This window comes from Nonomuraea angiospora (assembly GCF_014873145.1).
GTDB lineage: Bacteria > Actinomycetota > Actinomycetes > Streptosporangiales > Streptosporangiaceae > Nonomuraea > Nonomuraea angiospora.
The window spans coordinates 912,755-924,990 of the sequence record NZ_JADBEK010000001.1 but is presented as its reverse complement, the minus strand read 5'-3'; the positions used below and the strand labels follow the sequence as shown (position 1 = coordinate 924,990).

Sequence of the window (12,236 nt, the reverse complement as noted above, 5' to 3'; positions counted from 1 at the left end):
TCGACGGTAGCACTTCTGTAGCGATCGCTGCAAAAAGAGGTAGGCTGGGCGAGTGGAGAGGAAACAGAGCGGCCCCATCGGCCGGCCGCGAAAATTCGACGCCGACGAAGCTCTCGAGCGCGCCGTGCTGACCTTCTGGGAGCATGGCTACGAGGGGGCCAGCACGGCCCACCTGGCGGACGCGATGGGCATCTCCACCACCAGCATGTACGCCGCCTTCGGCAACAAGGAGCAACTGTTCCGCAAGGCCCTGGAGCGCTACACCGAGGGGCCGAGCGCATACCTGACACAGGCCCTGGAGGAGCCGACCGCCCTCGGCGTCGCCACTGCGATCCTGGCCGGCACCGTTCGGACCACCACCCGCCCGGCCCATCCCCACGGGTGCCTGGGCGTCCAGGGCGCCCTGGCCGCCAGCGACTCCGGGCGCGAGGTCCGCGACCTTCTCGTCGCCTGGCGTAACGACTCCTACTCCTGCGTACGAGAGCGGTTCCAGCGAGCGATCGACGAAGGCGACCTTCCTCCGGAAACCGATCCGGGGCTCCTGGCCCGCTACGTCACCACTCTGGCGTTCGGCATCGCCGTGCAGGCCGCGAGCGGTGTCTGCCGCGACGAACTCCAGGAGCTGGCCGATGCCGCCCTACGCAACTGGCCGCTCTCCTGAGATCCGCCCGGCGACGGTCCTCGCGAGCAACTGCGATGGTCAAGAGCCGGTCGCGGCAGCCGGCTCGATCCGGACCGTGACCCGCTCGCCCGCCTCGGCGAGCCTGTCCAGGCCGGTCGTGACGACGCCGAGGCGGACCAGGCCCGGATCAGGGACCGTCTGGCCGAGCTCGTCGTAGTACACGGCGATCACTGAGTTCGACGGCCAGAAGTAGATCTCACCCGGGGTGGGATCGTGGACCGGCACGCCGCCGTCGATGGTGAGCGGGCGCGGCAGCGGCCCCGCCTTCGCCTGTCCCCAAGCGTCCGTCAGCGGTACGGTCAACGGCAACATCGCGGCGAACTGCCGCGATGGCGGCGTGTCGGTCAAGCTCGCGGTGACGGCCTGGTCGCCGAGCCACAGCACGACCGGCATTCCCGAAATGACGCTCGCCGTATTCGACCGTGGCGTGATCAGATACGGGTCCGCCGGGAGCGAGCACCCGGCCAGCGCGGCGGTAAGCAGGCAGGCGGCAATGCGGCGGGCCCGGACGGCGACGGTCACGACATCGGTCATGGCATCCAGCACATCCGAGCAGCCCGGGAGCGAGGAAGCCACTCCTGATGGATGTACTGCCAGTACATCCCACCCTGCCCAGAGGCTGGCGTACCGTCGTGGCATGGACAACCGGTCCGAAGTGCGCGAATTCCTCACCTCACGGCGCGCCAAGATCACCCCCGGGCAGGCGGGCCTGCCCGTCGCCGGCCGGCGTCGCGTCCCCGGACTACGCCGCAGCGAGGTCGCCGCCCTGGCCGGAATGAGCGTGGAGTACTACGCCAAGCTCGAACGCGGCCACCTGGCCGGCGTCTCGGCCGGCGTGCTCGACGCGCTCGCCCGCGCCCTGCACCTGGACGACGCCGAACGCGCCCACCTGCTGCGTCTCGCGCACGAGGCCAACGGCAGCAACGCCATCCTGCGCCGCCGCCGGCCCAAGCAGCCGACGGCACGCCCCGGCCTGCAATGGATGCTCGACACCATCACCACCGCCCCGGCGATCATCGGCAACAACCGGTCGGACCTGCTGGCCGCCAACCACCTGGGCCGCGCCCTGTACTGCGACGTCTACGCCGACCCCAACCGGCCGCCGAACTTCGCCCGCTTCACCTTCCTCGACAGCGCCGCCCGTCGCCTCTACCCCGATTGGGACCTGGCCGCCGACATGACCGTGGCCAACCTGCGCACCGCCGCCGGCAAGGACCCGCACGACAAGGGCCTGCACGACCTGGTCGGGGAGCTGTCCACCCGCAGCGACGACTTCCGCCGCCGCTGGGGCGCCCACGACGTGCGCACCCACGGCACCGGCGTCAAACACTTCCACCACCACATCGTCGGCGACCTCACCCTCACCTACGAGAGCATGGACCTGCGCGCCGAGCCCGACCTGTCCATGACGATCTACGCCGCCGAACCCGGCTCCCCGTCCGAGGACGCGCTCCGCCTGCTCGCCTCCTGGGCCGCCACGCACGAGCGCACCGAGCGGCCCCAGGACACCGACCACCCTCACCTTGGCTGAAGGTGCGCACTGACGGTCCCGATCGGCGAGCGCGCCAGACCTGGGGATGGCACCCGTTGCGCTGGTCACTCGCGCCGATGATCTCGTGAGACCGTGCCCCGGACACAGGACATGAGTAGGGGCTACTCATGCCATATCCGCCGCCACCAGGAACCATCCAGTGGAGTGCCAACCTCCGGTGCCGGAAGGACTCCCATGTTTCATCGCTCCACCCTGAGCAGGCTGCTGGCGGCCATCCTCGCGCTGAGTCTCGTCACCGCGTGCGAGGACTTCCCTCAACAAGACACTCCTCCTCGGGCAGCCCAGACGAAGGCGCCGCCCAAGAAGGGCTTCTGCCCCGCCGCAGGCCCGATCACCCGGTCGTTGCTGCCCTCCCCGGAGGGAGTCGAGCGGGTCGCCACGAACCCCTGCCTCGGCGTGAACGGCCTGATCGGTATGGCTCTGGATGTCATCCCGGAGCAGAAGATGGCCGACGAAGCGGAGCTGCGCACCTTCCGTCAGGGGCTCAGGACCTTCGCCAGCCGGGTGACCATGGCCGCCGACGCGGTGGACTGCGCCTACGAGAACGACCACCTGGCGGTGTCGATCTACCAGGACCCGCAGTACGACTGGTCGGTGGGCCTGGTCGCAGTGGTGCGAGGGGATCTGGAAGCCGCAGCCGAGGATGCCGTCTGCCTCCTGCTGAAGCAGGTGCCGTTCCTCCCAGACGTCGGCTTCCGCGCCGATGGCCCGCCGACGCCGAAGTTCTGCGCCGACGCCGAGTCCAGAGAAGCCCAGGGATACGACTTCATGATCATGTGGATCGCCGACTCGGACGCCATGTGCCGCAGCCTGACGCACGCCATCCGCCCGACCTGACACGATGAGCCGCCAAACGGGATCCGACCTCGATGACTGTGCGTCGCTTGCCGGGTCTCACCTGTCGGCCGGCACGTACACCAGTTCGAGGACTCCGGACGGGAAGGCCGTGCTTTTCACCAAGCGCAGGTTCACGGGCTGATCCAGCTCGGGGAACAGCGGCGCGCCCTTGCCCGTGGCGGCGGGCAGCACCCACAGCCGGTACTCGTCGACCACGCCTAGCTTGATCAGGGAGTGCATGAACTCGGTGCCGCCGGCGGCGACGAGGTCCTTGCCGGGCTCGGCCTTGAGCTTGGCGATCTCCTCCGCCGTGTCACCGCCGGCGATCCGGGTCTCGGGCCAGTCGCCGGCCGATTTCAGGGTGCGGGAGAACACGACCTTGGGGATCTCGTTCATGGCCCTGGCGGACGGGTGGTCGGAGGTGGGCCAGTATCCGGCCATGATCTCGTAGGTGTTGCGGCCCATGAGGAAGGCCCCGGCCTCCCACAGCCGGCTGACGAAGTACTCCTCCTGCTTCGGGTCGTCGATGCTCATCATGACGTCCCGGATTCCGTTGTCCGCGTCAGCGCTTTTGCCGTCGAGCGAGACGTAAAAACCCAGAATCGACAGGGGTAAATGTCATCGCTCGCCGGCGAATGGCTCAAGCATGGGCACGAGGAACCGCCGGGCCACCGCGGCCAGTTGCTCGTCGTCATCCAGATTGATGATGGCACTGGGGATCGTCAGGAAAGAGGCCGAGATCCGCACCATCATCTCGGCCACGAGGTCGACGTCAAGGCTGCTCGACACGTTCCCCGCGCGCTGCTCGCTGCGGAGCTGGCCCGCGACGAAATGCCGCACGGTGGCGAGGGTCTGCCCCCCGTCAGCCGTCATGGAGGGGACCAGCAGGTCCGGTTCCGTGGCGATGAGTCCGCCGATCAGCGGGTTACCGCGAATTGCCCGCAACGAGCTCACGAAGCCCAGCACCACCCTGTCGGCAGCGGTGCCGGCTTGTTCGATGTCGATGAGGAACCGGTCGAAATAGCGGCGGAACTCGCGGCGCACCACGTGTTCGATCAGCGTGTCCTTTGTGTCGAACCGCCGGTACACCGTGATCCGGGACACCTTCGCCAACCGGGCGACGTCCTCCATGGTGGAGCGCCTGATGCCCATCCGGCAGAACTGCTCGTACGCCGCGTCAAGGATGCGCGTCCGTAGCGTGTCACTGTCGTCGACGCGCTCGACGGCATCGGAATAGGCGCGCTGAAGCAACGAATCCGAGTCCGACAACGCCATGAATCCGGACAGCACCGATTCCACGATCACCTCCTGTAGGGATTCTGCCTCAAACGCGGTCTTGTGATGCCCGTCACACTGTGCTCTGATGATGATACACAGACTCATGATTTGTTTCTCAGTATCATCCATTTCTCGCATGCCCGGAGCAGGACCCCCCACCTCGAAGGAGTGCAGAGCATGGCAGAGTTGAGCAGGCGCGAGGTGCTGATCTCGGGCACCGCCATGGGAGCGCTCGGCGCGTTAGGAATGATCTCCCCGGCCCAGGCGGACTCCCTGTCCGATGGCTGGACCTGGCCGGCCAGTGGTTCGATCGCGGGTTCCGGCAGCGGCGCCGACCCCCGATGGGTGTGGGACGACGTGGCCGATCCGCTCCTCGCCTCACTGTTCGATCGCGGCGTCATACCGGAGGTCAACCGGCTGCTGTACGACTGGAACCGCAACGACCAGCCCCTGCCCGCGGGACTTCCGGAGGATCTGCGGGCCTTCATCGAGCAGGCGCGTCAGCTCCCGTCGTGGGCCGACCCCGCCATGCTGGACGCCGGGGCCCGGTTCCACGCGCTCAAGGGGAACTACATCGTCGTCCTCACCATTGTCGGCGCCGGGATGCTGGCCACCGCCATCCCCAAGGAGGCACGCGCTGTCTACTACTCGGCGGGCGGCGCGGATCTGAAAGACCGGATCGCCAAGACGAACATCCTGGCGTACGCGGTCAGACCCCAGAACGCCTGGGGGGCCGGCGGCACGGCCGTCGTCGAGGCTGTGAAGACCCGGCTGGTGCACGCGGCGGTGCGGCACCTGCTGAAGTCGTCTCCCCACTGGTCCGGCCCCATCCCGATCAGCCAGGAGGACATGCTCGTCACGTGGCACACCCTGGCGACCTACTCCATGCGCGGGATGCGGGAGTGGAAGGTGCGCATCTCCCCCACCGAGGCCGCGGGGTACCTGCACTCGGTGCAGATGCTCGGGCACATGCTCGGCATCAGGGACGAGTTCCTCCCCGCCACCTGGGACTCCTCCTACGCCCAGTCGGACCTGGTCCTGCCCAGGAACATGGGACCGACCCCGGAGGGGGTGGAACTCAACGCCATCCTGCGGGACATGCTCGCGGAGCTGACCAGCCCCGGCGGCATCGACAAGTCTCTCGTCAACGCGTTCGCCCGGTACCTCACCGGCAACCAGGTGGCCGACTGGAACGGCATCCGACGCGAGCCGCTGTGGGACCCGGTGGTCAAGACCGCCTGGCCGTTGCTGGTGCAGTTCCGGGAGGGTGTGATCGGGCTGCCGCTGGTGCCCGCCGCCGCCTGGCTCCTCGACGAGATGGTCAAGAAGTGGACCACGTACTACCTCACCAAGGGGGCACAAACCAAGATCGTGATTCCGACGGGCAACCGGCCCGGTTGATCACGGTCCAGGGGTGTCGACAGGCGATGGCCGCAACCAACGGCAACGCGGGGAAACCCACGTCAACCCGCCTCGGAGGTGGTGAACTTGGCCCCGTTCGCCGACGTCAACCACGGGAGCCTTGGTGCGGGCTCAGGGAGGCGCCGCCGGGCGGCGAGACTGTAGCGCCCGGGGGGCGCCTGTCATGCCAGGGTGCCGGACCCCCCTAGGATCCCAGGCGTGGCCAGATACTTCGATCTTCACCCGGACAACCCCCAGCCTCGCCTGATCAGCCAGATCGCCGAGATCCTGCGGGCGGACGGGCTCATCGCCTACCCCACCGACTCCTGCTACGCCCTGGGATGCCGACCGGGCAACAAGGAGGGCCTCGACCGGATCAGGGAGATCCGCGGCCTCGGCAGCGACCACCACTTCACCCTCGTATGCCGGGACTTCGCCCAGTTCGGACAGTTCGTACACCTGAGCAACGCGCTGTTCCGCCAGGTCAAGGCGGCGACTCCCGGCGGTTACACGTTCATCCTGCCCGCCACCAAGGAGGTCCCCCGGCGGCTGCTGCACCCCCGGAAGAAGACGGTCGGCGTCCGCATCCCTGATCACCTCGTCACCCAGGCACTGCTGGCCGAACTCGGCGAACCACTGGTGTCCAGCACCCTGCTGCTGCCCGACGAGACCGAACCCGCGACGCAGGGCTGGGAGATCAAGGAACGGCTCGACCACGTGCTGGACGCGGTCATCGACTCCGGCGAATGCGGCGCCACCCCGACGACCGTCATCGACTTCTCGCAAGAGGAGCCCGAGATTCTCCGCCGGGGCACGGGAGACACCTCCCCGTTCGAATAGGCGACTGTTTCGTACAGCAGCCGCCACAGCACTCGTTCCCGTCGGTGACCATGACGGATTGGCGCGCCCCCGATCACGTGGTTGGGAAATGAGTGGACGGCATGATGCTCGGGCTTGTAACTTGCGGTTGACCGTGACACCGCCCGAGGAGGTGAGACCCATGAACGCTGTATCGACGTGGGTGCTCCCCCTTCCCGTCACGGCTGGCGATTGACGTAGGTGTCGCCGGGAGCGCCTGGACAACAGGGCACTCCCGAAAGGCAACACCTATGCACTCTCAGCAGGTCACCGCCGAGCCGCCGTCGAACTCCACGGTGGGCGACGTCCCCGGAGCCCTCCGGTCGCCGGCCTCCGGCGCCGATCGCGCGCCTTTCACGTTCGACGTGATCATTGCCGGGTGCGGGCCGACCGGCGCGACGCTGGCCGCCGAACTGCGGCTGCACGACGTACGGGTACTCGTTCTGGAGAAGGAAACCGAGCCGAAGTCGTTCGTCCGCATCGTCGGTCTGCATATTCGCAGTCTCGAACTGATGGCGATGCGCGGACTCCTGGATCGCCTTCTCCAGCATGGAAGGCAACGTCCGGCCGGCGGTTTCTTCGCCGCCATCAGCAAACCCGCGCCCAAGGACCTGGATTCCGCGCACGCCTATCTGCTGGGCATCCCGCAGCCGGTCATTGAACGCCTGCTCGAAGAACATGCGACCGAACTGGGTGCGCAGGTCCGGCGCGGTTGTACGGTGACCGGTTTCGAGCAGGACGACGAGGGCGTGACCGTCGAGCTGGCCGACGGGGAACGGGTGCGTTCGCGCTATCTCGTCGGCTGTGACGGCGGGCGCAGTACGGTGCGCAAACTGCTCGGCGTCGGCTTCCCCGGCGAGCCCTCGCGGACCGAGACGCTGATGGGCGAGATGGAAGTGGGTGTGCCGCAGGAGGAGATCACCGCCAAGGTGACCGAAATCCGCGAGACCCGTCAGCCATTCTGGCTCCGGCCCTTCGGCGGAGGAATCTACAGCGTCGTCGTCCCCGCCGCGGGGGTCAGCGACCGGGCGGAACCGCCCACCCTCGAGGATTTCCAACAACAGTTGCGCGCCATCGCCGGAACCGATTTCGGCGTGCACTCCCCGCGCTGGTTGTCCCGCTTCGGCGACGCCACCCGGCTGGCCGAACGTTATCGGGTCGGCCGGGTACTGCTGGCCGGCGATTCGGCACACATCCACCCGCCCATCGGCGGTCAGGGCCTCAACCTGGGCGTTCAGGACGCGTTCAACCTCGGCTGGAAGCTGGCCGCGCAGATCCGCGGCTGGGCCCCGGAAGCACTGCTGGACACCTACCAGGCCGAACGTCATCCGGTCGCCGCGGACGTGCTGGACAACACCCGCGCCCAGATGGAACTGCTGTCCACCGAACCTGGCCCGCAGGCCGTGCGCAGGCTGCTCACCGAGCTGATGGACTTCGACGAGGTGAACCGCCATCTGATCGAGAAGATCACCGCGATCGGCATCCGCTACGACTTCGGCGCAGGCCCCGACCTGCTCGGCCGCCGCCTGCGCGACATCGACGTGAAACAGGGCCACCTCTACGGTCTGCTGCGTCGCGGCCGCGGCCTGCTGCTGGACCGCACCGAACGCCTGACCGTAGGCGGCTGGTCAGACCGGGTCGACCACCTCGCGGATCCCACCGCGGCGCTGGATGTTCCGTGCGTCCTGCTACGGCCCGACGGCCACGTCGCCTGGATCGGCGACGATCAGCAGGACCTGGACGACCACCTCTCCCGCTGGTTCGGCAAGCCCGCCGACTGAAGGCGAACACGCCTGTCTCGGGTGGAGATCATGGCGGCGACTTGAGGGAGGCGGCGGTGACCGAGCGGCCCATCTCACCATGAGATCTCACCGCGAGATCACCGATCCCGAGGAGCCCGCTCCCAGGGCGCCCTGGGAGTGTCGCCTCGACAGGCGATTCAACATTCACTAGAAAAGGATCAGCTCCGGCACCTGCGGGAACGGCGTGCGACGACCACCAGAGGACGTCACGCGGCCGTGCCCCTGCTCGTCGAGCACAGGTCGACCGGCTGCGGATCGGGGTGCGGATGAACCCACTCTCCACGAGGTGGCCCCGGTACATCTCCTTCATACCGGCCGCCATGATCGTCATCGGCGCCGTCTTCAACCTGCTGTCCCCGCGCTACTACTGGGGCGACTACATGCTGGGCGCCGCGGTCGTGGTGGCAGGGGCGCTGCTGTCGCGGCGGCACACGATCGCGGTCGCGGCGGCCATCGTCCTGGTCCAGCTGGTGTTGTTGATCAAGGATGGCTACTTCGGTCATGCCGTCGGCACACTCTCGTTGATCAGCGCGGTGTTCACCGCGCTCGTGGGCCTCGGGGTGAACCGCGTGGTCGCCGGCCACAGCCACCGGCTGCAAGTGGTGCGTTCCGTCGCCGAGGCCGTCCAGCGCGCCGTGCTGCCCGCACCTCCGGCACAGGTAGGGCCGCTGGCCATCGCCGCGGTTTACAAGGCCGCGCAGATCGAGGCCCTGATCGGTGGAGACGCCTACGCCGTCCAGGACACGCCGTACGGCACCAGATTGCTGATCGCGGATGTGCGAGGCAAGGGCCTGGACGCGGTCGGCACGGTGGCCGTCCTGCTGGGCACGTTCCGGGAGGCGGCAGAGCAGGAAGCCGACCTCGTGGTGCTGGCCGAGCGCATGGAGCGCGCACTGATCAAGGAAGCCTCCTCGCGGGAGGAAAGCGTACGGATGGAGGGGTTCGTCACCGCGGTGCTCGGCGAGATCACACCGGACGCGGACCGGGTGCTCCTGCTGAACTGCGGCCACCCCTCGCCCTTCCTCCTTCAGGGTGACACGGTGTCGTGTCTGGATCCCGCGGAGCCGAGTCTTCCCCTGGGCATGAGCCGCCTGGGCGTACCGCGGGCCCGGCCCGACCACTGGCCCTTCCCCACCGGGAGCACGCTCCTGCTCGTCACCGATGGGGTGACGGAGGCCCGGAGCCGTTCCGGGGCGTTCTACGACCCGGAAAGCCGGCTCGGCGGCCGAGGCCCGTTCCGGCATCCGGAGGAGGTGATCGACGTGCTGGTGCGCGATGTCGAGCGCTGGGCCGGCGGTCCGCGCGATGACGACATGGCGATTCTGGCGATCACCCACCGCGCCGGCGAACCGGCCCCGTGAATCCGCTCACCCGGCGGCCAGGGCGCATTCCCAGTCCGTCTTCGTGTTGTGCGGCCGGGGCTGGTCAGCCTTGGCGGCGGTTACGGGCAGGCCTGCCAGGTAGCAGTTCGTCGCCATGATGGTCGAGGGCGGGATGGCGCCGATGACGGCCAGGGTGTTCGCCGCGCTGTTCCTCAGCGAGAGCGGCAGCCTGACCGCCACGGAGCTCGCCCAGCAGCTCCAGGTCAGTCCGGCGACGATCTCCAATGCCGTCAAATGGCTGGAGCAGCGGCAGATGCTCGCCCGGGAGCGGGAGGCGCGCCGGGTGCGCTACTTCGTCGACGTGGACGTCTGGTACCACACGTGGGCGGCCAGTGCCAGGTCGATAGCGATCTGGGCCGACACCACGCGACACGGCGTCGGCATCTTCGGCGCCGACACGCCCACCGGCGATCGGCTCCGTACCACCACCCAGTTCTTCGAACTCCTCGGCCACGACATGGGCCAGGCGGCAGAGCACTGGCGGCAGGCCCTGTCCATGCGACGCCGGCGGTGAACCTCCGGCGGTCGCGGGCGCCGCGCGTCAGGAGCCGTCGAGGCCCGACAGCCCGTTGACCGCGATCTCGATCCCCCGCCGCCCGGCGGCCAGGACGTCCTCGTTGGAGCCGCCCTGCTGCTGGGCGACGATCCCCGCCACGGCCAGTGCACCCATGAAGCTGCCGACGGCCGCGCCTGCCGCCACGGGATCCAGCTCAGGGTAGACCTCGCACAGGGCCTTGGCCAGCAGGGGCTGCCCCTCGAGGATGAGCGTCAGCCCGCGTGCCCGCAGCGCGGGCTCGGTGAACACCAGCCGCGTCCGCAGCGGCGACAGCGAGAAGTCCAGCTCGTCGTCCTCGGCCAGGCTGCGCACCAGGGCCTCGAACATCCGGCTCAGCAGATCCCCCAGGGGCTCCCCCGGTTCGCGCCCGGCGATCACGTCGAGCATGACCTGCCAGCGATCGTCGGCTTGCAGGAAGAGCACATCCTCCTTGCTGGCGAAGTACGCGAAGAAGGTCCTGGGCGCCACGTCGGCCGCCGCGGCGATCTCGGCGATGGTGGTCTGCTCGTAGCCTTGCTCGCCGAACAGCCGCACCGCGGCCTCCAGCAGCGCGCGGCGGGTGCGGGCCTTCTTGCGTTCGCGGTGACCTTCCACGTCGCCAGCTTACCGCACATCTTGCGTTTATGCAGAGGTTGCAATTTCGCAGTCTGTGCGCTTTTCTGGGAGGCATGGAAACCCTCAAGGCGCTGCCGGTCGAGCGGGAGGACCCGTTCCAGCCGCCTGCCCTCCTGAAAGAGCTCCCCGGATCGCTGCACCCGATGACCTACGCCGACGGACGGCTCGGCTGGCTGGTCACCGGCTACGCCGAGGCGCGCGCGGTGCTCGACGACCCCCGCTTCAGCAACACCCAGCAGGGCGCCGCCCCGCCGATCAAAGAGCTGGCGCCGCCCGAGGGGCTGACGGACCTGGTGATCCCGCCGGGCTTCTTCATCGCGATGGACGACCCCGAGCACTCCCGCTACCGCAAGCTGCTGACCGGGCACTTCAGCATGCGCAAGATGCGAAAGCTGGAGCCCAGGATCCAGGAGGTCATCGACGGCCAGCTCGACGAGATGGCCCGCGGGGGCGCGCCCGCGGACCTGGTCAAGACGTTCGCGCTGCCGATCCCGTCGCTGGTGATCTGCGAGCTGCTCGGCGTGCCGTACGACGAGCGTTCACGCTTCCAGGACACCACCGCGCGGGCCGTGAACCTCGACAACACCGTCGAACAGCGGGGCGCCGCCGCCGGCGAGCTGATGGGCTACCTGTCCGAGCTGGTCGGACGCAAGCGCGCCGAGCCCGGCCAGGACCTGCTCAGCGAGCTGGCCACCGGCGGCGAGCTCGACCACGAGGAGCTCACCGGCGTCGCCACGCTGCTGCTGACCGCCGGACACGAGACCACCGCGAACATGCTCGGCCTGGGCACGTTCCTGCTGCTGTGCCACCCCGAGCAGGCGGACCTCGTACGCACCGATCCCGGCGTCGCCGAGAGCGCGGTCGAGGAGCTGATGCGCTACCTCAGCGTCACGCACATCGGGCCGATCCGGGTCGCCAGGGCCGACGTGCCCCTCGCCGGACAGACGATCAAAGCCGGCCAGACCGTGACGATCTGTCTCCCGGTCGTCAACCGCGACCCCAGCCGCTTCCCGGCCCCCGACCACTTCGACGTCACCCGCCAGGCCACCCAGCAGCTGGGCTTCAGCCACGGCATCCACCAGTGCCTGGGCCAGCAGTTGGCCCGGCTGGAGATGCGGCTCGCCTACCCGGCGCTGCTGCGCCGCTTCCCCACGCTGCGGCTGGCCGTACCCGCCGAGGAGGTGCCGCTGCGACCGCGAGCCGCCATCTACGGCGTGGCCGCCCTGCCGGTCACCTGGTAGCGTCCCCCGAAGCGCCGTGCCGGCGGCTCCGG

General features: G+C 68.7%; 13 protein-coding genes. 9 read left to right on the top strand and 4 right to left on the bottom strand.

Features of this window, described 5'->3' with window-relative positions:
- Positions 1 to 52 precede the first annotated feature (52 nt).
- Positions 53 to 661, top strand: coding sequence for a TetR/AcrR family transcriptional regulator (locus H4W80_RS04185; protein ID WP_192783853.1), 609 nt, complete (start codon positions 53 to 55; stop codon positions 659 to 661).
- 39 nt (positions 662 to 700) lie between these two features.
- Here H4W80_RS04185 and H4W80_RS04180 read toward each other — a convergent pair whose 3' ends face one another.
- Complete coding sequence (locus H4W80_RS04180) at positions 701 to 1,258, bottom strand: cyclophilin-like fold protein (protein WP_318786689.1); 558 nt, start codon at positions 1,256 to 1,258, stop codon at positions 701 to 703.
- A 61-nt stretch (positions 1,259 to 1,319) separates the two neighbouring features.
- Between H4W80_RS04180 and H4W80_RS04175 the strand changes: the two genes are divergently transcribed.
- Both H4W80_RS04175 and H4W80_RS04170 read left to right on the top strand, forming a co-directional pair.
- The gene (locus H4W80_RS04175; protein WP_192783851.1) at positions 1,320 to 2,213 is read left to right on the top strand and encodes a helix-turn-helix transcriptional regulator; all 894 of its coding nucleotides are present in this window, start codon (positions 1,320 to 1,322) and stop codon (positions 2,211 to 2,213) included.
- Between the two features lie 195 nt (positions 2,214 to 2,408).
- Positions 2,409 to 3,071, top strand: a complete 663-nt coding sequence (locus H4W80_RS04170; RefSeq protein ID WP_192783850.1) for a hypothetical protein — start codon at positions 2,409 to 2,411, stop codon at positions 3,069 to 3,071.
- 57 nt (positions 3,072 to 3,128) lie between these two features.
- Here H4W80_RS04170 and H4W80_RS04165 read toward each other — a convergent pair whose 3' ends face one another.
- Together H4W80_RS04165 and H4W80_RS04160 are read right to left on the bottom strand one after the other, a co-directional pair.
- Positions 3,129 to 3,671, bottom strand: coding sequence for a dihydrofolate reductase family protein (locus H4W80_RS04165; protein WP_225964473.1), 543 nt, complete (start codon positions 3,669 to 3,671; stop codon positions 3,129 to 3,131).
- A gap of 18 nt (positions 3,672 to 3,689) precedes the next feature.
- Complete coding sequence (locus H4W80_RS04160; protein WP_192793260.1) at positions 3,690 to 4,346, bottom strand: TetR/AcrR family transcriptional regulator; 657 nt, start codon at positions 4,344 to 4,346, stop codon at positions 3,690 to 3,692.
- Between the two features lie 180 nt (positions 4,347 to 4,526).
- Here H4W80_RS04160 and H4W80_RS04155 point away from each other — a divergent pair, with 180 nt between their 5' ends.
- From H4W80_RS04155 to H4W80_RS04135, 5 genes are all read left to right on the top strand, one after another.
- Positions 4,527 to 5,750, top strand: a complete 1,224-nt coding sequence (locus H4W80_RS04155; protein WP_192783849.1) for an oxygenase MpaB family protein — start codon at positions 4,527 to 4,529, stop codon at positions 5,748 to 5,750.
- Positions 5,751 to 5,969: 219 nt separating this feature from the next.
- Positions 5,970 to 6,590 (top strand): L-threonylcarbamoyladenylate synthase, encoded by a 621-nt coding sequence (locus H4W80_RS04150; RefSeq protein WP_192783848.1) that lies wholly within the window; start codon positions 5,970 to 5,972, stop codon positions 6,588 to 6,590.
- Between the two features lie 269 nt (positions 6,591 to 6,859).
- Positions 6,860 to 8,389 (top strand): rifampin monooxygenase, encoded by a 1,530-nt coding sequence (rox, locus tag H4W80_RS04145; protein ID WP_192783847.1) that lies wholly within the window; start codon positions 6,860 to 6,862, stop codon positions 8,387 to 8,389.
- 341 nt (positions 8,390 to 8,730) lie between these two features.
- Entirely contained in the window at positions 8,731 to 9,771 is a 1,041-nt protein-coding gene (locus H4W80_RS04140; protein WP_225963226.1) for a PP2C family protein-serine/threonine phosphatase, read from the top strand.
- Positions 9,772 to 9,886: 115 nt separating this feature from the next.
- Entirely contained in the window at positions 9,887 to 10,306 is a 420-nt protein-coding gene (locus tag H4W80_RS04135) for a MarR family transcriptional regulator (protein WP_192783845.1), read from the top strand.
- Positions 10,307 to 10,333: 27 nt separating this feature from the next.
- Here the strand turns inward: H4W80_RS04135 and H4W80_RS04130 are convergent, their stop codons facing one another.
- Complete coding sequence (locus H4W80_RS04130; protein WP_192783844.1) at positions 10,334 to 10,942, bottom strand: TetR/AcrR family transcriptional regulator; 609 nt, start codon at positions 10,940 to 10,942, stop codon at positions 10,334 to 10,336.
- Positions 10,943 to 11,016: 74 nt separating this feature from the next.
- Here H4W80_RS04130 and H4W80_RS04125 point away from each other — a divergent pair, with 74 nt between their 5' ends.
- Positions 11,017 to 12,204, top strand: a complete 1,188-nt coding sequence (locus tag H4W80_RS04125) for a cytochrome P450 (protein ID WP_192783843.1) — start codon at positions 11,017 to 11,019, stop codon at positions 12,202 to 12,204.
- Positions 12,205 to 12,236: the final 32 nt, after the last annotated feature.

Bases quoted from the DNA above. Each gene is read 5' to 3' on its own strand.
- H4W80_RS04135 (WP_192783845.1), top strand. From the start codon at position 9,887: ATGATGGTCGAGGGCGGGATGGCGCCGATGACGGCCAGGGTGTTCGCC.
- H4W80_RS04155 (WP_192783849.1), top strand. From the start codon at position 4,527: ATGGCAGAGTTGAGCAGGCGCGAGGTGCTGATCTCGGGCACCGCCATG.
- H4W80_RS04125 (WP_192783843.1), top strand. From the start codon at position 11,017: ATGGAAACCCTCAAGGCGCTGCCGGTCGAGCGGGAGGACCCGTTCCAG.
- H4W80_RS04175 (WP_192783851.1), top strand. From the start codon at position 1,320: ATGGACAACCGGTCCGAAGTGCGCGAATTCCTCACCTCACGGCGCGCC.
- H4W80_RS04160 (WP_192793260.1), bottom strand. From the start codon at position 4,346: ATGGCGTTGTCGGACTCGGATTCGTTGCTTCAGCGCGCCTATTCCGAT.
- H4W80_RS04140 (WP_225963226.1), top strand. From the start codon at position 8,731: ATGATCGTCATCGGCGCCGTCTTCAACCTGCTGTCCCCGCGCTACTAC.
- H4W80_RS04170 (WP_192783850.1), top strand. From the start codon at position 2,409: ATGTTTCATCGCTCCACCCTGAGCAGGCTGCTGGCGGCCATCCTCGCG.
- rox (WP_192783847.1), top strand. From the start codon at position 6,860: ATGCACTCTCAGCAGGTCACCGCCGAGCCGCCGTCGAACTCCACGGTG.